Raw genomic sequence first — 19,977 nt, 5'->3', positions numbered from 1 at the left:
GCAGCTTAGCGGGCGACCACCGCCCACCAGCTACACTTAGATGTTATTCAACCTCGATGAAGATGCACTCACCAGGGCATTCTTCAGCCGACTCGATGACGTCATCGAGCAGATTCTCTGGAATGTTTGCCATACCAGCGGCACCGCCTGGGTCGGAGAAGATTTTGTCGCCTTCTTTGACGTATGCCAATCCATCATCAAGAAGGGTAAACACATCGGGGCAGATCTCTTCACAGAGACCATCACCTGTGCATAGATCCTGATCAATCCAGACCTTCATGGCCACCTCGCTCGGGGTTGTTAGCTAAGTGAGCGGCCGCAGCGGCGACTCGCCTACACACAGCATAGACACGTCGATGAATAAACACGGCATTTCATACATAAATTATTTTGCCGACAATAACGTACCTGGATAACGATGATCCGTATTCCCGTGTAGGGTCAAAAATGTGGAAGAACACAATGCGTCGCAGCAGGTGCGAGATCTAGAAGAACAGCTGCTCGAAGTCAAGGGAAAGCTGGCCCGTTCCCTGTCGCAGAACGAAAAACTTACCTACACGCTACAACAGGCCCGTGAGCACATTGAAGACTTGCGCTCAGAGGTGGACAAGCTCGTTCAACCGCCCTCAGGTTATGGCACCTTCCTCGCTCACAACGAAGACGGCTCGGTGGACATCAACTCAGGTGGTCGAAAATTACGGGTTGAGCTTCACCCGGGAATAGACCCCCATCTACTGCAGCGCGGCCAGGAAGTCGCCTTAAATGAATCCTTCAACGTGGTCTTAGCCCGCAACCCGGGCCAAACCGGCGAAATTGCGGTATTGAAGGAAGTGATCGATACGACTCGAGCAATCATCGTTAGTCGTGCCGATGAAGAACGCATCGTTGACCTGGCAGAACATGTAGATGCCGAGCGTTTACGCTCCGGTGATCGATTATTGCTTGATGCCAGCGCCAATCTGGCCGTTGAAGTGCTGCCCAGAAGCGATGCCAACGACTTGGTATTAGAAGAGGTACCCGACGTTACCTACGATGACGTTGGCGGATTAGATTCCCAGATCGAGACCATTACCGACGCCGTTGAGTTGCCTTTTCTTTACCAAGATCTTTTCTCGGAATACCGACTACCGGCGCCCAAAGGAATCTTACTTTACGGCCCACCGGGCTGTGGAAAGACGCTAATTGCTAAAGCCGTGGCTAACTCATTAGCAAAACGGGTTGCCGAACTTTCAGGAAACAGCGGTGCGCGCAGCTATTTCTTGAACATCAAAGGCCCTGAGCTATTGAACAAGTACGTCGGCGAAACTGAACGTCAAATTCGTTCAATTTTCCAACGAGCCCGCGAGAAATCCGCCGAAGGTTGGCCTGTAATCGTGTTCTTCGACGAAATGGAATCGCTATTTCGCACTCGAGGAACTGGCATCAGCTCTGACATGGAATCAACCGTCGTGCCACAGTTGCTGGCCGAAATTGATGGTGTGGAGACCCTCAAGAATGTGATCGTGATTGGGGCGTCCAACCGCGAAGATCTGATTGATCCTGCCATTCTGCGACCGGGACGCCTTGATGTGAAGATCAAGATCGAACGCCCCAGCGAGGCCAGTGCTTACGCCATCTTCTCGCGCTACTTAACTCCTGATTTGCCGCTCAACAATGATGAAATCGAATCGCTCGGCGGGGGAGACCGCGCCAAGGCTGCCCAAGCCATGATTGAGGCCACCATTGAAGAAATGTACCGTGCCGATGAGGCCAACGAGTTCCTTGAAGTCACCTACCAAAACGGTGACAAAGAAACGATGTACTTCAAAGATTTCTCGTCGGGTGCCATGATCGAAAACATTGTGCGTCGAGCCAAGAAACTCGCTATAAAACGGTTGATCGCCAACGGCGAGGAAGGCATTACGACTAACGACCTGATCCAGGCGGTACGGCAGGAATTCAAAGAACACGAAGACCTTCCCAACACCACCAACCCCGATGATTGGGCCAAGATCTCGGGCAAGAAGGGCGAACACATCATCTACGTGAGGACCCTCATTCGTGAAGAAGATGAAGAAACCACTGGTGGTCGCAGTATTGAAAGGGTAGTGACCGGTCAATACCTTTAACCGCTAAGGTGCGCACTGTGGCGGTAGCAAAGATTCTTGGCTTAGAAACTGAATACGGAATCACTGTTCGAGGCACTCCGGAAATTAATCCGATTGCCGCCTCATCGACCCTGATTTCCTCATATCTCACTTCGATTGGTCAGCGCAACAACACCTCGCCTGGCCCCGTGCTGTGGGACTATCAAAGTGAATCACCAGGGCGTGACGCACGAGATACAAATATCGACTACAGCGCCCTCATACCTCAAGCTGATTCACATCTGGTTAACACCGTCTTAACCAATGGGGCACGCTTCTATGTAGATCACGCCCATCCCGAAATATCGCTTCCCGAGTGTCGTGATGCACTCTCAGCAACCCTTTATGACCGTGGTGCCGAGATGATAATGGCGCACGCCATGGAGGCCGCCAACGAGGTCGTGGGCGAAGGCCGCGAGATCGTGACCTACAAAAACAACAGCGACGGCAAAGGCAACTCGTACGGTTGCCATGAGAACTATCTACTAGACCGCCGCTTCGCTTTTCGAGACATTGCTTGGGCTGTGATTCCCCACCTGGTCAGCCGCCAAATTTACACCGGGGCAGGCAAGGTTGGTGCGGAACACCTGGGCTTAAACCATGGGGAAATCACGTTTCAGCTTACGCAACGCGCCGACTTCTTTGAAGAGGTAATGGGGCTTGAAACCACCCTTAAACGGCCCTTGGTAAACACTCGTGATGAACCTCACGCCGACCCGACAAAATATCGTCGACTACACCTCATAACTGGCGATGCCAATATGGCCCAGCTGGCAACCTTCCTTAAACTTGGTACTACTGCGCTGGTGTTGGCCATGTTTGAAGATGGTTACTTAGCAGAGCCCCTAACATTTCAAGATCCGGTTACGGCGTTACGCACGGTGTCGTATGATCTAACGCTCAAGTCACCCCTCCGGCTTGATAATGGCACGGAACTGAGCGCTCTTGAGATCCAATGGCTGCTCTTCGAAAAGGCTGTCCAATATGTTCAAGACTTTGGCAGTGAAGCGACTGGATCTCACTCTACGGCACTGCTGCTCAAACACTGGGAACGCGTCTTATCGGGATTAGAACACGATCCAGATTCACTAGTTGGTCAACTTGATTGGCCAACTAAATTATCGCTCCTGAAGCGTTATCGTGATCGCGATAATTTGAGCTGGGATTCAGCTCAGTTGGCCGCCATTGGCCTTCAATACCACGACCTGCGACCAGAAAAATCGTTGGCGGCACGATTAGGGCTCTACCAGCTGGTCGACGACGAAGCGGCGGCAGCCTCGATGACGAATCCGCCTGAAGATACGCGTGCCTACTTTCGAGGCGAATGTTTGCGCAAGTTTCCAGATGCGGTAGTCGCTGCCAACTGGGATTCCGTCGTAATCGACCTCGGAGCGCATACACTTCGCAAAATACCCATGCTAGAACCTTCACGGGGAACGAAAGATCATGTTGAAGACCTGCTGCGCGCCAGTACCAGCCCCCAAGACCTAGTTAACCGCCTGGCAAAACGGGCCTAACCCCAACCGCAAAGCAAGCTTCGAGACAAGAAAGGACGTTCATATGGCTGAGCAACAAAAAGGCCAAAAGGCAGCCCCCTCTAAAAATGTCACGGCCGAAGAAGTGTCCACCTCATCGGCTGCTGAGACCGGTGAAAAAATTAAAGCTGAGTTAGACGATCTGCTTGATGAAATCGACGACGTACTCGAAACCAACGCCGAAGAATTCGTTAAGTCATACATCCAAAAAGGTGGCCAGTAAGCGCTAGAGTTCAATGTCGTGACCTTCTTACGATTCTCTCCGAGCGATGACCCAGGCCCCAGTTTCGTTGGTTTGTTACACCGGGCTGGCTATCAAAATCCCGAATTCCAAATCGATGCCGCCGATCGGGCCGCCTTTACACACGCCACTACGGTGATCGCAGTTAAATACGCTGATGGCGTAGTGCTCGCTGGCGATCGTCGCGCCACATCGGGAAACTTCATCTCGCATCGCACCATTGAGAAGGTCTTCATGGCCGACCGACACTCAGGCGTGGCTATTGCTGGAGTTGCTGGACCAGCCGTTGAAATGGTGAAACTCTTTCAGCTACAACTAGAGCATTACGAAAAAGTTGAAGGTTCATCGCTGAGTCTTGAAGGCAAAGCCAACCAGCTTGCCCAAATGGTCCGAAATCATTTTCCGGCCGCCATGCAAGGTTTAGCAGTCGTCCCAATCTTTGCTGGCTACGACGTGCGCCGAGGCCTAGGCCGACTGTTTCAATTCGATGTTACCGGTGGCCGTTACGAGGAAAGCGCCTACGCCACTTCAGGCTCGGGCAGCCTGCACGCCGGTACTGTGGTGAAGCTTGGTTACCGCGAAGGTTTAAGCAGAGAAGAAACTCTTGACCTGGTAATTTCAGCGCTCTTCCAAGCTGCTGATGAAGACTCGGCTACCGGCGGCCCCGATCTCGTGCGAGGCATTTACCCAAGCATTGCTACTATCACCGCCGAAGGTTTCGTTTCGGTTGAAGATGCCGAAATAGCGGAACGCTTTCGTGCTTTGATCAACACCTTGGCAAATCCGAATTCAATTGTGAACAACGGCGAAGGGGCGCAATCATGAGCATGCCTTTTTATGTAGCACCCGAACAGGTCATGAAGGACCGCGCTGACTACGCCCGTAAAGGTATAGCCAGAGGGCGAAGTTTGGTGGGGCTTTCTATTCGAGACGGCATTCTGCTGTGCGCCGAAAACAGCCAACGGCTACGCAAAATTTCTGAGATTTATGATCACATTGCTTTTGCGGGCGTAGGTAAGTACAACGAATTTGACCAGCTTCGCATCGCCGGGGTTCGCCACGCCGACCTCAAGGGCTATTCATACAGCCGTGAAGACGTCGATTCGCGCTCTCTCGCCAATCAATACGGTCAGTTGATCGGGCAGGTATTTACCCACGAGATGAAACCAATGGAAGTGGAACTGTTGGTTGCTGAAGTGGGTGACACCCCCGAAGCCGACCTGCTTTTTAGGGTTCTGTACGACGGCACAATTTCCGATGAAATAAACTTCGCCGTTCTTGGTGGCGAATCAGACACTATTCTTGAACGACTTCGACAAGCCTGGAATGTTGAGTTGTCCCTCGCCGAAGCCATAACCGTGGCCCGTGATGCTTTAGCCGGACCTGAACGTACCTTGGCCAACAACCAACTTGAGGTCGCCATCTTGGCCCGAGCGGTAACCGGACGTGCTTTCAGGCGAATCTTGTTGCCCGAGCTTGAAAGCTTATTAGGCACGACCGCTAACGCGGGAGGCTAAACCTTAGGATGGTGCTATGCAGCGCCGTATTTATGGGTTAGAAAACGAATACGGTATTACCTGCACGCTCGATGGAAAGCGCCGTTTAAGCCCCGACGAGGTAGCGCGCTATCTGTTTCGTAGGGTGGTGGCCTGGGGTCGCAGCTCAAATGTATTTTTGGGGAATGGAGCTCGGCTCTACTTGGATGTCGGCTCGCATCCCGAATACGCCACGCCCGAGTGCGACAAGCTTTACGACCTGGTGGTATACGACAAAGCAGGGGAGTGGATTCTTCAGCAACTATTAGAAACCGCCGGACAACGCCTCAACGACGAAGGAATCCGGGGCGATCTTTACCTCTTTAAGAACAACACCGATTCGGCCGGTAATTCTTATGGCTGTCATGAAAACTATCTGACCACCCGCACCGATGACCTCGGCTACCTTACCCAGGTTCTAATTCCATTTTTGATCAGTCGCCAGATTTACACAGGTGCCGGCAAGATACTGCAAACGCCTCGCGGTGCCATGTTCTCATTAACCCAGCGTGCTGAACACATTTGGGAAGGTGTGTCGTCGGCAACCACCCGCTCTCGCCCCATCATTAACACCCGAGACGAACCACACGCCGACGCCACACGGTACCGTCGCTTACATGTGATTGTGGGCGATTCGAATATGAGCGAGTACACCACTTTCTTGAAGATGGGTGCCACTGGACTGTTGTTACGCATGCTGGAAGACCCTGGTGTTGTTATGCGTGACATGACACTTGAGAACCCGATTCGTGCCATTCGAGAAATCAGCCAAGACCCCACCTTGAAAGCCAAAGTTCGCCTGGCAAATGGCCGAGAGCTCACGGCACTTGAAATGCAGACGGAATATTTGGAACGAGTCCTTCGCTACGCCGAGCACCATCAGCTCGACGACGAGGAACAAAAGGCCCTGAACATGTGGGAATACTGCATGAATGGCTTGGCGAATGATCCTCTTAAGTTAGATCGTGAACTAGATTGGGTTATCAAATATCGGTTGATGGAAAATTACCAGGAACGGCGCGGTATTCCCTTAAGCGACCCGCGAATTGCGCTATTAGATTTACAATATCATGATATCAACCCTGCACGAGGCTTATTTTATAAGCTACAACATCGCGACCTGGTCGAACGTATAACCAATGACCAGGATATTGAGCGGGCTGTCGAATACGCACCTACCACGACCAGGGCGCACCTACGGGGCAAATTTATTAAAGCGGCTAAAGCTCGCAAGCGTGATTACACAGTTGATTGGGTTCACCTTAAGCTAAATGATGAAGCACAAAAAACTTTGGTTCTGAAGGACCCGTTCGCAGCTGACGACACGCGAGTGGACCGCTTCATTTCGTCCCTTTAGCGCTAGGTAAAAGATGCCCTCTTTCCATCCTGCCAAGGTGTTAGAAATCCTGGATCGGCGTTCGGGACTACAAAAAATTAGTATTTCCCGAAATGGTGTTATTGAAAAAGCTTACGTACTCACCGATCTTTTGGGTGAGGTGCACGTTGATGACGAAGTAATTATCAACACCACCGCTGTTGAATTGGGGCTTGGTACCGGCGGATGGCACTTTGTGCACTGGAACCTGTCTAGGGAATCGTTTGTGAGGCCCGGGCCAGGTCACATTATGAAGCTGAAATACACCTCATTACAGTTTGACGCTGGTGCGGCTGAAGAAACCCACCAAGATATCCCCACAACACTTGAGAACACGCCGGTAATTGCGTGTGGGCTGCATAGCCAGGTGGGTGCCGTGATTAGAACCTTGGCGAATCTGGCACCGCAGCTGCAGATTAGCTATGTGATGACCGATGGTGGGGCATTGCCACTGGCGTTGTCCGATCTTGTCCACGAACTTCAACAAGAACAAGTACTTAACGCCACCGTAACCGCGGGCAACGCTTTCGGGGGAGACTTGGAGGCTGTCGCACTGCCTTCGGCTCTGCTGATGGCTCGACATGTACAAAAAGCCGATGTGATCGTGGTTGGCATGGGTCCAGGGATTGCAGGTACCGGTACGCCTTTTGGTCATAGCGGAGTTGAAGTAGCTAACACCCTCAACACCACCGGGGCGCTAGCAGGAAGGGGAATTTGCTGTGCGCGCATGTCGAGCGCCGACGGACGCGACCGCCACCAAGGCGTCAGCCACCACACCCTGAGTGCCTTGGCGCTCACCGTTCACGAAATAGCAGTACCAATACCAACTGAGTTTGTGGCCGACCCAATCGAATCACATCGAGTGATTCCAATTTCTGTTCCTGACGACTTGGTGACGACTGCTAATTATTCAACCCACTTAACCACTATGGGTCGCAACGTAACCGAAGATACACTGTTTTTTAAATCATGTGCAGCTAGTGCCATTTATGCAATATCTCTTATCCCTTAGTTCACCGTATACCAAAATATGTCAAAGATAGAGCGTTTACTTACCTTGACGGCCATACTTCTCCATCGAAGTACTCCAATAACAGCCGACGAGCTACGTCAAGAGATTCCCGATTACGCGACCGAATCTAATGCTGCATTCTTAAGAAAATTCGACCGTGATAAGAATGAACTGCGTGAGCAGGGTGTTCCTATTGAAATAGTGAAAGTTGCGCGAGGTAATAACCTCATCGATGCCTATCAGGTACAAGCATCGCAATACTATCTTCCCGACCCGGGCCTCGATTCCGAAGAATTAAGCGCCTTGGCCTTAGCCAATTCTTTAGTACGCACCAGCGAACGTTCGCACAAAGACGCTATCTGGAAACTCGGTGGCCATGGCGTCGATACCTCCAACTCGGCCTTGGTGTCGTTGCCTAATGATGACCATTTGGTCCAACTGTTCGGTGCCTGCATGGACCGCTGCCTCGTTTCGTTTACCTATGGCCCCGACCTTCGAACGGTGGAACCCTATTCACTTCACCTCGAGCAAGGCTTGTGGTACCTGCTGGCCTACGATCGCACTCGTCATGCCGCCAGGAGCTTTCGACTTGACCGGATTGCTGACCAAATCGACGTTCACCACGACCAAAAATTCACTCGCCGAAGCGAGATTGAACGCTCCACATTGGCTGGAATTTCAAAGGGTTGGAAACTCTCGATTGATCCGCCAGTCACCGCCAAAGTATGGATTGATCAGCGGAGCTTATTCCTCGCAATTCACGAATTTGGCGAAGATGCCATTGTCCAGCGCTTAGACGACGGCTCGGCAGTCTTCGAGGTCACGGTCACCAATCGCAGCGCTTTTCGAAGTGTCGTCTTGGGATACCTTGAAGACGCAGAAATTCTTGAACCAGCAGAGCTTCGCCAAGATTTAGTGGACTGGTTAGAAAAAATCGTAGGGGCTGAGTCATGAGCCGGCTTCAGGCCAGTGACCAACTCACACGCTTGCTAACACTTATTCCTTGGCTGGCCAAGAACTCACCAATTTCGCTTGATGAAGTCGCCCAACGCTTTGATGTCACCCGGAAACAATTAATCCGGGAACTCTCAACCGTGTCTTTGGTTGGAGTGCCCCCATTCACACCCGACACTCTGATCGAAGTGTTCTTTGACGACGAAATTGTTGAGCTGCGCTTAGCTCAACCGTTCGATCGACCGTTGCGATTAACTCCCGCCGAGGCCTTGTCGGTCTTTGGAGCAGCACAGGCCATGGCCACTCTGCCAGGAAAACCTTCTGACGATCCGCTTCGGCGTGCCCTAGACAAGTTGGAATCAGCTCTCGACCTCGGCACAAACACCCTTCAGGTTGATTTAGATCGAGTCCAACCAGAGATAATGAACGTCTTACAACAAGGCATCGCCGAGCGCCGCAGCGTTGACATTGACTATTTCAGCTTTGCTAGAGGTGAACGAACCGAGCGCCGCATCGATCCATACCGGCTTTCTGGCCAAGGGGGATACTGGTACCTACAAAGTTGGTGTCACAAGGCCGAGGGCCATCGGGTGTTTCGGGCTGATCGTATCGAGAGCGCGAAGCTCACCGAAAGTGTTTTTGAACCGATTGAAAGCACCTTAGCGCTGAGCGAATTCGTACCGTCTAAGACCAGCCCGCTTGTTAGGTTGGAGGTAACGAACTCAGCGTTTCGATATATCGAAAACTATCCGTTGGAATCTGTTGAGAGCACCAGTCGGGGAACCCAGGTAGTAGGGTTGCGCGTAGCTGGCGAAGCATGGCTTGCACGTTTACTGCTTGGTTTGGGCCAAGAGGCGAAGGTGGTTGAAGCGCCCGAGAATCTACTCGGCGTAGATCGAGCAGCTGCCGCACGAATAATTAATCGCTATCACAAACGCGAGACCCAAAGCTCGAGCGAGTAAAATTTGACCAACATGACTGAAACTAGCGCCACCAAACAAAACGGCGAGACCGCCAAACGGTCACCGTGGCGCAACGCTGTTGAATGGGTGCTAGTTGTTGGGGTGGCATTAGCGGTCGCATTTGCCATCAAAATCTTTCTGATTCAAGCGTTCTATATTCCTTCAGCCTCAATGGAACCAACGCTTAAAGCTGGCGACCGAGTACTAGTAAACAAGGTCAGCTATCGGCTCCACGACGTGCATCGCGGTGACGTAATCGTGTTTCGCCGACCTCCCAATGAACCTCCGAGCAGCATCGAAGACCTGATCAAACGAGTGGTTGGTTTACCAGGCGACACCGTCGAAGGCCGCGACGGCATGGTTTACATCAATGGTTTGCCCTTAGATGAGCCGTACCTGCCCGAAGAGACCTACACCAGCACTTTCGCCACCATCCACGTACCAGCCGGTCACGTCTTTGTGTTGGGCGATAACCGTGGCGACTCTCGAGATGGTCGGTTCTTCGGCCCGATCAGCACCGATCTGATCGTGGGGCATGCCTTCGTAAAGGTTTGGCCTCCCAGTCGCATCGGGCGGCTCTAGCCAGGACGGTTAACACTTTCGCCGTACGCTTTTATGCCTTCCATCATCAAATCAACGTGATCGCTGTAAATAGCATCGACACCCATATCTAGAGTTCGATCGATTACATAGTCGAATTGGGTATCCCACGCTAAGGCATAGCGATCAAAGCGATGAAATAGGGTTACTAAACCACCCGACCAGTCAGACTGATGCATGTTCATAGCATCAATACCAAGTTCAGCTAGGGTGGCGGCACGACGTTCGGGACCTTCTTTTAGTCGGTCCAGCCGGGTCGAATTCACTAAACGCACCTGGTCATCTTGGTTTCGCCAGGCCTCAAGCAACTCCAGGTCCGGGTGACACAACCATAACCGTCGAACAGCAGTCTCCGAGGCTTCATAGGCGCATTCCAAGACACGAGGCAAAGCCGCCGGATCCTTTATATCGAGCGACAGCTCTAGTTCTGTGCCGACGGCCTCATACAGCTCAGCCAAGGTTGGAATATGGGCCGGCAAATCAGCACGTTTAACATCTGCAATGTTCTTTCTTCGACGCAGGCTCACATAGGAGCCAACCACACCGTCGTGATCTAAAACAGCTTCACCATCAGCAGTAATCCAAACATCGCTCTCTAAACCGGTTGCCCCAAGTTTCACCGCCAGCAGAAACGCTTCCAACGTGTTTTCTGGTGCATGAGCCTTGGCCCCACGATGAGCGAATCCAATAGGGGGGAAGCGGAGGGAAGGCAGGTGTAAGCTCATATAGCCATCATCACAGCCGCATACCTCAAATGCCACCACCAAGAGAAAAAGGCTATTAATCTGACGGTATGAATCCCTGGTGGGCTTTAACACCGATCATTGGCTTGGTTGCGCTGGTGCTGGCCTTCATGGCTAAGCAGCGCCTGGCTGCGGCTTCACGTGAACTACGCGCCGATATCGCCCAGTTGAACGAAGTGCTGACATCGACACAGGAAACAAAGAACGAGTTCAACACAGCACGCGTTCGGCTTCGCGCTATGAGATTACCGCGGACCGACCACTAGGCTGTGGCCAATGTTCAATGTTGGTGGTGGCGAAATAATTGTTATCGCCCTAGTTGCTCTAATCGTGCTCGGTCCCGACAAGCTACCCGACGCATTACGCAAACTTGGCCAAATCATGGGCGAAATTCGCAATGTTTCTACTGGTTTTCAGGCTGAGATGCAAAGCGCCATGCGCGACACGGACGACGCACCGACAAATCCACCCCAAGGGCTAAATTCGCCTGACACCAAGGCATCACAATTATCGGCAGACCCGAGCGATCACAGCAGCGAAGTTCCTCAAACCTGGGAAGAGTCGGGGACACAGAATCAAACACCTTCCGACCTGACGAACAACGACCAAGACGGGCCTGCGCCTGAGAAACCAGATACGACCAACAACGGATGATCTTTAACCGTCCTTCTCGATCCCGAGCGAAGCGGAATGCGAACCCGAATGCTCAAATGCCTTTTGTTAGTCATCTGGCCGAGCTTCGGCACCGAATTATTGTTTCGCTAGTCGCGGTGGCCGTAGCAGCGGTCGTGGCCTTCGCCTTGTTCCAGCCGATATTAAACGTACTTACCGGTCCATACTGTGATATTAGACCACCGGGTGAATGTACGTTTTTGCAAACAGACCCTCTTGAGGGCTTTGCGATTCGTATTACGGTAAGCACCTATGCCGGTATTGCTCTAGCCATGCCAGTGTTATTATTCCAGTTTTGGCGCTTTATAACTCCTGCCTTAAGCAGTAATGAAAAACGATATGCGGTGCCATTTGTAGTGGCAGGCGTCATTCTATTTCTGCTTGGGGCAGCTTTAGCATTTTGGACAGTACCTAAAGCCCTCGAGTTTTTAGTCGCCATTGGTGGGGGTAGTTTTGAGCAGCGCTTTACAGGTTCGGCTTACATATCATTTCTCACCAAGATGATGGTTGGTGCTGGTATTGGATTCGAATTTCCAATTGTGCTGATTTTTCTTCAGATCGCCCACATCTTGCATCCCCACCAATTAGCAAGGGTGCGACGTTACGCCATTGTCGGTATCGTGACCTTGGTGGCGGTGCTCACGCCTAGCGGCGACCCATTTAGCCTCATGATCTTGTCGGTACCTATGTACCTGTTTTTCGAGTCTTCAATTGTAATTGGTAGGTTCCTTCGCAAATGAGCCACTCGGCTGAATTTGAAGCACGGCTAGGCTTTCCTCTTGACCAGTTTCAGCGTGACGCCATCTCAGCAATCGACAACAACCACTCGGTTCTGGTTGCGGCGCCAACCGGTTCCGGCAAAACGGTCGTTGCAGAATATGCGATTGAACGTAGCCTCAACGAGGGTTCCCGAGCGTTTTACACGACTCCCATTAAGGCGTTATCAAACCAAAAATACCACGACTTTTGTGCTTTGTATGGCACCCATCAGGTTGGTTTGTTAACGGGTGATAATTCGATAAACGGATCAGCACCTATCGTTGTGATGACCACTGAGGTACTTCGCAACATGATCTACGAGCGATCATCCGATTTAGACTACTTATCGTGGGTCATTCTTGATGAAGTCCACTATCTACAAGATGAGTATCGGGGACCAGTATGGGAAGAAGTTATTATCCATGCCCCAGCGCCCATTAAACTGGTCTGCCTTTCTGCGACGGTCTCTAACGCTTCCGAACTAGCAGATTGGATAACCACATTACGTGGCCCTACCGATGTGATAGTCGAAACTACCCGACCGGTTAGGCTAGAAAACCACTATCTTGTTGGCGATCGTGCTGCTGGTTATCTTCGTTTAGCCGATCTCTTAGTCGACGGAAAACCAAACCCTCGGGGCAAACGCTTCGACGTGGGTTTTCGTCCTAGCGGCGGCTCGGATGAAAGGCGTTGGTACACCCCTAGGCGCGCCGAGGTGATTGAACTACTTCACGAGCGCAACTTGTTACCGGCCATCACGTTCATTTTCAGCCGGGCTGCTTGCGATGATGCCGTTCGGGCATGCATGGCATACGGCCTGCGTCTCACCAAACCTGCTGAGCGAAGCATAATTCGAGAAGTGGCGGCCCGACACGCCTCGGTTCTAACTGAGGCCGATCGAATGTTGCTTGGTTACGACCGATTCGTGGCGGCCTTAGAGGAAGGTTACGCCGCTCATCACGCGGGTATGGTGCCGCCGTTTAAAGAAGCCGTTGAAGAGCTATTTGCTGCGGGTCTGGTTAAGGCGGTGTTTGCTACTGAAACCTTGGCTCTGGGTGTAAATATGCCAGCACGGACCGTGGTTATCGAAAAACTGACGAAGTTCACTGGTGAACGCCATGAACGACTGACCCCGGGGCAATATACCCAGCTAACCGGGCGGGCTGGTCGCCGGGGCAAAGACAGCCTGGGCCATGCTGTCGTGTTATGGAGCCCCTACATTTCCTTCGATGAGACGGCAGCGTTAGCGCTAAGTCGATCATTCGAGCTCACCTCAGCTTTTCGCCCTACCTACAACATGGCCGCCAATCTGATTCGACGCTACAACGCCGACGAGGCCCATGCGGTGATAGAAAATTCATTCGCACAGTATCGGCTAAACCGTCGAGTAGTTGAAACGGCCCAAGAAACTCAACGACTTAAGCGCCGTCGAGATGCCTTGCACGACGAAATTATCTGCGAAAAGGGTGATATCGCGGCCTACATGGCCGAGTTCACCAAGTCCGCGGCACCCTCACCTTTACCAAACCGTAAAGAGGTTGCTCGGGCCTTGCGCAGCGTTAAGCCAGGCACAATTTTACAAATTGAAGGTGGCAAATCCGGCGGGCCGGCGGTCGTGCTTTCCGTTTCTGAGCGCCGCGGGGGCGCGGTAAAGCTTCGGCTGGTAAGCCAAGCGCCCAGAATCATCACCCTTTCTGATACCAATTTTAACCACCTTCCAGAACGTCGCGGGTCAATCGAACTTCCAACACCGTTTGCTCCCAATCAACGCAAATTCATAAATGAAGTGCGGCGACGACTACGAGAAGCCCGCCTCAGCGCGCCAAAGCGTCATCGAAATTCAAAACGTCCAAGGCGTGTTGGGGAGACCGGTCACCCCCTTGAAAACTGTGATGATTTTGCGCGGCACATAGAAGCTTTTCGCCAATCCGAACGTTTGGATGCCCGTATCAAGCGCCTCGAACGCAAACGTTCGAACAGCAGCGGTGGCCTGGCCCAACAATTTGATGGTCTCTTGGAGCTCCTTGAAGATTGGGATTATCTCCAAGACTGGCATCTAACCGAAGCGGGTGAGCTTCTGGCACGTATCTATTCCGAGGTAGACCTACTCGCCGCTGAAGCTCTGCACCAAGGTCTGCTAGATGGTCTAGACCCGGCCACGCTAGCAGGCGTCGTTTCGGCCTTCACCTACGAGCACCGCAGCCCAAAAGCGGCACCAAACCCCTGGTTTCCGCCAGGACCAATGCGCGAGCGTGTAACCCAAATTGAAGCTGTTGCGCATTCGCTTAACCGGGCCGAGATGGCGGCCAAACTGCCCGTAACCCGACCACCTGATGCTGGCTTTTGTGCCATCGCCCACGCGTGGGCTTCGGGAAACTATCTACAAGATGTGTTGGCCGAAGAAATGTTAAGCGGTGGTGATTTCGTTCGAAACATCAAGCAGTTAATTGACCTACTGCGACAAATTGGTGGACTCGCACCGAACCCTGTCACAGCCTCAAACGCTCGAGCCGCCGCCAACCTATTGTTACGAGACGTGGTCGAGGCTTCCTCTAAGGTACATGTAGGTGCGAACAGTGACGATCCGCAAGGGTGAGCCCTGGGGCCGCTCGGGTGCCTTACCAAGCAATGGCGTAATCATCCGAACCGATGCTGAGGCAAACCAGATAGTCAATCATGCAATTCAAAATGGGGAAGAGATCCCCACGCTTGGGCTGATGGGCGGTGACTTAGCACGAGCTCTTGGCGCTACTGGCAGCGATGAACGACTTCGGTCGGCGGCGGCCCAAACCTTGCCGCTCGACCTAGGCGTAGCAACCTTTAATGGAAACACCACCTATTTTGTCGCTCATCTGGTAATTAGACAGCTGTGGTGGCAGGGCCGTTTTGTGGCCGTTATGAACTCTGATTTTTTCGGTCCGTGGAAACTGGCCCCGCGTGCGCACCCCAACGATGGGTTGTTAGACGCCCTAGATGGGTCGCTGGGATTCAACGACCGTCTCAAAGCACGAAAGCTGGCACTAACTGGTGAACATGTTCCGCACCCTGATCTAACCATTCGACGTGGCAAAGAGCATCACATTACCCTCGCACGTCTCACCCCAGTGTGGATCGATGGCACTAAGTCGGCTCGCACCAAAGAGGTCGTGATTCGGGTAGTGCCCGACGCTCTTCAGTGCGTGGTGTAGCCAGGCTACGGTTGAAAGATGGATTCTATGGTGCATAAAGACGAAACAGCCGCGTATATTCGTTCGATTAGCGACCAGCTTCTCCATGTATCTCACCAGATTCATAGCCAGCCTGAGCTGGCCTTTGGCGAATATAAGGCCCACGACTTAGCGTGTGACACCCTAGAGGCCGCCAATTTCGAGGTTACGCGACACGCATTTGGCCTAGAAACCGCCTTCTCGGCCACCGCCGGCACGAGCGGCCCGACCATTGCCATCCTGTGTGAGTACGATGCTCTGCCTGAGATTGGACACGCCTGTGGCCACAACATCATCGCGGCCTCGGGCCTTGGTGCGGCCATGGCAGTGGCCCAACACGCCGAAGCATTGGGTGGACGGGTTGTGGTGCTTGGCACTCCAGCCGAAGAAGGTGGGGGAGGCAAAGTATTTATGGCCCGCCAAGGAGCATTCACCAACGTTGACGCCGCGATGATGATTCATCCAGCCGATCACGATCTAGACGCCATGAGTACCATTGCTGTGCAACCGATTAGAGTCTCTTATAAAGGGCAAGAGTCTCATGCCGCTGCGCATCCTGAAGCGGGCCGCAATGCACTCGACGCCGCCGTGCTGGGCTACATGAATGTGGCTGCTCTTCGTCAGCACATCGCCCCACATGAACGTGTACATGGCATTTTCACCAACGGCGGTGCGAAACCGAACATAGTGCCCGCTAGTGCCGAGACTCTTTGGTACATCCGCTCAGGCACCCTCACCACCTTGGCACCGCTCAAGGAAAGAGTTTTTGCATGTTTGGAAGCTGGTGCTTTAGCCGCTGGTTGTGAAATGCAGATAGAGCTTGAATCTCCAGCATTCGCCGACATGATTGATAATCGTGCTCTGCTCAACGCTTTCACTGCTAATGCTAAATTGGTGGGCCGCACGTATCGCCAGCCGGAAGGTGATTACGCGGTCGTTGGTAGCACCGACATGGGCAATGTCAGTTACCTGGTTCCCTCTATCCACCCCATGGTGAAAGTGGCACCCGCTGGCGTTTCAATCCACACTCCCGAGTTCGCCTTACACGCTGGCAGCGAAGCCGGTGATCGTGCTGTGATCGACGGTGCAATAATGATGGCCGCCACGGTTATTGACCTGTGGACCCAGCCAAACCTTTTAGTAGAAGCCACCGAGGAATACCGAAAAGCTACTAGCCACAACCACCCGCCAGTGATGTGACCAGCGCCCCCTTAGGCATCCCCACACAACAGCGCTAAACAGCGTAGGGTTAAGCACCGTGAGCGTTTACGCAGCCGAAGAATTTTCTCCTTCCGAAGCCGACATTTTACGGCGCTATTTCACCAATCTTGACCAACCGGTTTTCGCCCTGGTGAATTTGCCAGAGGTCGTGAAAGGAGCACTATTTGCTCGCTATTCACGTTCCTCGAAGAGTCTGCGGCGCTTATTCTTAGATGAATTTGTGGGCGATCTTGATATTGAAGGCGACCGATCAATCGACGCCACTATTGGTCTCGAGCGCGCCGAACAGCTCTACGAACGTGTTTTCTTTGAATATGGCGACGACTCGGTGGCCCAGCTAGGTGGGGTGCACCTCGCCTGCGAGCAGTCTTCCAACCTACTCACCAAGGTTCTCGAGTGGGGAAGACTAATGTCGTATTTAGAGCAATCTACTCGCTACATTGCTTATGACACTCGTTTGGGTGGGCGTTATCGATATTATCGCGACCCAGCCATTCTGACCTCGAACCTAGGCACTCGTTACGTGGGTGACATGGATCGCTTATTCGACTCTTACGCGGCGCTGGTGCCCGAGATGTTTGAGTGGTTCAAAGCCAGATACCCCAAAGAACCTGAAGACTCTGATTTTGTTTATCGCCAAGCACTTCGGGCTAAGGCCTTCGACTCGCTGCGTGGAATTCTGCCAGCTGCTTCGCTTTCAAACGTGGGCATCTATGGTTCAGGCCAGGGCTACGAAATGCTGCTGTTACGGATGCGATCGTTGGCACTGCCAGAAGCACAGGCCTACGCCGATCTCATGCTCCAAGAATTACGCAAAGTAATTCCCTCCTTCTTGAAACGAGTTGACCTGCCCGACCGGGGTAGTGCTTGGAGCGATTACCTCAGCACCACCCGCAGCGGCATGGAAGAACTAGCCGAATCACTTTTTAGACCTGAACGCTCCACAGCACCGACCACCCACAGCGAAGACACCCCAGAGGTAACCTTGGTCGATTTCGACCCCGACGCTGAGGTGAAGTTGGTGGCCTCAATGCTTTACCCCTACACCTCACAATCCGAGACCGCCTTGATAGAAACGGCTCGCGCTATGAGCGTGGAAGACCGTCTCAGGGTCATGCAAACCTACGTTGGTGAACGCTCTAATCGGCGGCACAAGCCTGGTCGGGCGCTAGAACGCATTAACTATCGCTTCGATGTATTAGCCGACTACGGCGCCTTCCGAGACTTGCAGCGACATCGTATGCTCACCATCGAATGGCAAAAACTAAACCCATACCATGGTTACGTTGTGCCCGATGCCGTTCGAGATTCGGGACATGAACTGCCTTTTCGCGAGGCCATGGAGAGATCTTTTTCGCTCTATGAAGCGCTAGCACCCACTTTCCCCGAACAAGCTCCTTACGCCGTGGCGCTTGCCTATCGGGTGCGCTTTGCAATGCAATTGAATGCACGTTCCGCCATGCACACCATTGAATTACGCACCACACCTCAAGGACACACTGCCTATCGTGCCGTAGCAGCTGCCATGTATACACACATTCGTGATACCGCTGGACACCACGCCGTGGCCGAGATGATGAAATATGTCGATCTAAGCGGAGGTAGCGACCTCGAACGCTTGGAAGCCGAACGACGTGCCGAAAGTCGCCGAGGTAACCAATAACTTGCCCTGTATCATCCAGTAGGCAATTTTTGTGGCGGAGTTGTGCAAATCGAGAAACTTGTGCCTAAAATCCGCCGTCGCTAACGCACCAATTCTCTGCAATTCTTTAAGACGATCTGAGGACTGAATGTCAGACGAAGAACTCGAAGACGAAGAACTCGAAGACGAGTTTGATGAAGACCTTGAGGAGGAAGAGCCCGACCTCGAGGAAGACGATCTTGACCTAGAAGAAGATGACCTAGGGCTCGAAGACGAGATGTCGGATGACCTCGATGAAGATTCGCTCGACATTGAGGACGAAGACGAAGAGATAGAAGCCAAGGCCAAGCGCACCCCATCAAAAACCGTTGATGACGAAGATGACGACGATGAAGACATCGACCCTGACGATGTAGAAGCCGATCTCGACGCTATCTTGAAGGTTCGTATCGCCGCGGCCGATGAAGACGAGGAAGATGAGGATGAAGAACCCACCGACACTGGATCACGAGCTGATTCAGTCGATGGAATTCAACCTCGGCGACCAGGGGAATTCGTCTGCCAATCATGTTTCTTAGTGAAGCACCCAAGCCAGCTAGCCGACCCAGAACTTCAATACTGTAAGGACTGTGTATAAATGAACCAAGATCGCTCTGATGCGTTACGTGAACTTCTCGACTTCACCGTGTATGCGCCAATCGGAGCGATGCTGCACGGTCCCAAAGCAGTTGCCGACCTGGCCAACAAGGGTCGCCAAGATGTAAAAAACGCCCGACTTATCGGGCAAATGACACTAAAGCAGCACAACACCTCGCTTGACGATGCGTGTAACAAAGTTCGAAGTGGGCTCTCAAGCGTCCTGGCAGCAGCTTCACGGGTGGCGGCTCCTAAGGATGGCAATAATGGAGACGAAAGTTGATGGAGAAAGCTCGCGTCGCAACCCAAGACGACCTTCCTACGCTCACCGAACTCGCCAGCAACGTGATCACGGAATTGGTTGACACTCGTGGGGGCGCAATTTGGTCCATCACCCAAGCCAGAGTTAACCCAATTGAACCGGCAATAAAAGAGGCCATTGACGATCCCAACCAATTGGTTTTGGTCGGTCTCTTAGACGCAGCGATTTTGGGTTATGCCATTGTGGTTGTGGAGACCACTTCGAATGGCGAAAAACTGGCGGTCATCACCGATATCTATGTAGAAGCCGATGCTCGCAGTGTTGGTATTGGCGAAGCGATGATGGATCAAATAATGGACTGGGCGCAGGAGCAAGGCTGTATCGGGGTTGATTCCATGGCTCTGCCTGGAAATCGGGCTACCAAGAACTTCTTCGAAACGTTTGGGCTAGTTGCCAGAGCCATCATCGTGCACAAGTCGTTGCGCTAGACGGCTAC

General features: G+C 52.6%; 21 protein-coding genes and 1 pseudogene. 20 read left to right on the top strand and 2 right to left on the bottom strand.

Annotation, left to right across the window (positions count from 1 at the left end; genetic code table 11):
• Positions 1-43: 43 nt before the first annotated feature.
• Positions 44-280, bottom strand: a complete 237-nt coding sequence (locus tag WC184_01510; GenBank protein MFA7476554.1) for a ferredoxin — start codon at positions 278-280, stop codon at positions 44-46.
• Between the two features lie 181 nt (positions 281-461).
• Between WC184_01510 and arc the strand changes: the two are divergent.
• From arc to lepB, 10 genes and pseudogenes are all read left to right on the top strand, one after another.
• Positions 462-2,108 (top strand): annotated as a pseudogene (gene arc / locus WC184_01505) (proteasome ATPase).
• Between the two features lie 17 nt (positions 2,109-2,125).
• On the top strand, positions 2,126-3,643 hold the full coding sequence (dop, locus tag WC184_01500; protein MFA7476553.1) for a depupylase/deamidase Dop: 1,518 nt from the start codon (positions 2,126-2,128) through the stop codon (positions 3,641-3,643).
• Between the two features lie 43 nt (positions 3,644-3,686).
• Entirely contained in the window at positions 3,687-3,884 is a 198-nt protein-coding gene (locus WC184_01495; protein ID MFA7476552.1) for a ubiquitin-like protein Pup, read from the top strand.
• Between the two features lie 18 nt (positions 3,885-3,902).
• Positions 3,903-4,727 carry a proteasome subunit beta gene (gene prcB / locus WC184_01490; GenBank protein MFA7476551.1) on the top strand — a complete coding sequence of 275 codons (825 nt, stop codon included), beginning with the start codon at positions 3,903-3,905 and terminating at the stop codon, positions 4,725-4,727.
• Positions 4,724-5,419, top strand: a complete 696-nt coding sequence (gene prcA / locus WC184_01485) for a proteasome subunit alpha (protein MFA7476550.1) — start codon at positions 4,724-4,726, stop codon at positions 5,417-5,419. Before prcB ends, prcA begins: the two co-directional genes overlap by 4 nt.
• Positions 5,420-5,435: 16 nt before the next feature.
• On the top strand, positions 5,436-6,794 hold the full coding sequence (gene pafA / locus WC184_01480; protein MFA7476549.1) for a Pup--protein ligase: 1,359 nt from the start codon (positions 5,436-5,438) through the stop codon (positions 6,792-6,794).
• 13 nt (positions 6,795-6,807) lie between these two features.
• The gene (locus WC184_01475; GenBank protein MFA7476548.1) at positions 6,808-7,824 is read left to right on the top strand and encodes a DUF3866 family protein; all 1,017 of its coding nucleotides are present in this window, start codon (positions 6,808-6,810) and stop codon (positions 7,822-7,824) included.
• An 18-nt stretch (positions 7,825-7,842) separates the two neighbouring features.
• Positions 7,843-8,778, top strand: a complete 936-nt coding sequence (locus tag WC184_01470; GenBank protein MFA7476547.1) for a WYL domain-containing protein — start codon at positions 7,843-7,845, stop codon at positions 8,776-8,778.
• Positions 8,775-9,740, top strand: coding sequence for a WYL domain-containing protein (locus WC184_01465; GenBank protein MFA7476546.1), 966 nt, complete (start codon positions 8,775-8,777; stop codon positions 9,738-9,740). Before WC184_01470 ends, WC184_01465 begins: the two co-directional genes overlap by 4 nt.
• A 12-nt stretch (positions 9,741-9,752) precedes the next feature.
• Positions 9,753-10,322 (top strand): signal peptidase I, encoded by a 570-nt coding sequence (gene lepB / locus WC184_01460; protein MFA7476545.1) that lies wholly within the window; start codon positions 9,753-9,755, stop codon positions 10,320-10,322.
• Here the strand turns inward: lepB and WC184_01455 are convergent.
• Positions 10,319-11,065 (bottom strand): glycerophosphodiester phosphodiesterase, encoded by a 747-nt coding sequence (locus tag WC184_01455; protein ID MFA7476544.1) that lies wholly within the window; start codon positions 11,063-11,065, stop codon positions 10,319-10,321. The two genes, lepB and WC184_01455, sit on opposite strands and share 4 nt — an antisense overlap.
• A gap of 68 nt (positions 11,066-11,133) precedes the next feature.
• Between WC184_01455 and WC184_01450 the strand changes: the two genes are divergently transcribed.
• From WC184_01450 to WC184_01405, 10 genes are all read left to right on the top strand, one after another.
• Positions 11,134-11,349: a hypothetical protein gene (locus tag WC184_01450; GenBank protein MFA7476543.1), complete on the top strand. Its 216-nt coding sequence runs from the start codon at positions 11,134-11,136 to the stop codon at positions 11,347-11,349.
• A gap of 10 nt (positions 11,350-11,359) precedes the next feature.
• Positions 11,360-11,737, top strand: coding sequence for a twin-arginine translocase TatA/TatE family subunit (locus WC184_01445; GenBank protein MFA7476542.1), 378 nt, complete (start codon positions 11,360-11,362; stop codon positions 11,735-11,737).
• Positions 11,734-12,495: a twin-arginine translocase subunit TatC gene (gene tatC / locus WC184_01440; GenBank protein MFA7476541.1), complete on the top strand. Its 762-nt coding sequence runs from the start codon at positions 11,734-11,736 to the stop codon at positions 12,493-12,495. The genes WC184_01445 and tatC overlap by 4 nt, the downstream gene beginning before the upstream one ends.
• Positions 12,492-15,110, top strand: a complete 2,619-nt coding sequence (locus tag WC184_01435; protein MFA7476540.1) for a DEAD/DEAH box helicase — start codon at positions 12,492-12,494, stop codon at positions 15,108-15,110. Before tatC ends, WC184_01435 begins: the two co-directional genes overlap by 4 nt.
• Positions 15,091-15,702, top strand: coding sequence for a hypothetical protein (locus WC184_01430; protein ID MFA7476539.1), 612 nt, complete (start codon positions 15,091-15,093; stop codon positions 15,700-15,702). The genes WC184_01435 and WC184_01430 overlap by 20 nt, the downstream gene beginning before the upstream one ends.
• 18 nt (positions 15,703-15,720) lie before the next feature.
• Complete coding sequence (locus tag WC184_01425; GenBank protein MFA7476538.1) at positions 15,721-16,920, top strand: M20 family metallopeptidase; 1,200 nt, start codon at positions 15,721-15,723, stop codon at positions 16,918-16,920.
• Between the two features lie 58 nt (positions 16,921-16,978).
• Entirely contained in the window at positions 16,979-18,604 is a 1,626-nt protein-coding gene (locus tag WC184_01420; GenBank protein MFA7476537.1) for an FAD-dependent thymidylate synthase, read from the top strand.
• Between the two features lie 127 nt (positions 18,605-18,731).
• A complete protein-coding gene (locus WC184_01415; protein ID MFA7476536.1) occupies positions 18,732-19,220 on the top strand; it encodes a DUF4193 family protein in 489 nt (162 codons plus the stop codon).
• Positions 19,221-19,502 carry a hypothetical protein gene (locus WC184_01410; protein ID MFA7476535.1) on the top strand — a complete coding sequence of 94 codons (282 nt, stop codon included), beginning with the start codon at positions 19,221-19,223 and terminating at the stop codon, positions 19,500-19,502. It begins immediately after the preceding gene.
• Positions 19,502-19,969, top strand: a complete 468-nt coding sequence (locus tag WC184_01405; protein ID MFA7476534.1) for a GNAT family N-acetyltransferase — start codon at positions 19,502-19,504, stop codon at positions 19,967-19,969. Before WC184_01410 ends, WC184_01405 begins: the two co-directional genes overlap by 1 nt.
• The last annotated feature ends 8 nt before the right edge of the window (positions 19,970-19,977 follow it).

This window comes from Acidimicrobiia bacterium, from assembly GCA_041676705.1.
In the GTDB taxonomy this organism is placed as follows: domain Bacteria; phylum Actinomycetota; class Acidimicrobiia; order Acidimicrobiales; family SKKL01; genus Actinomarinicola.
This window is presented reverse-complemented; position numbering and strand designations above follow the sequence as displayed.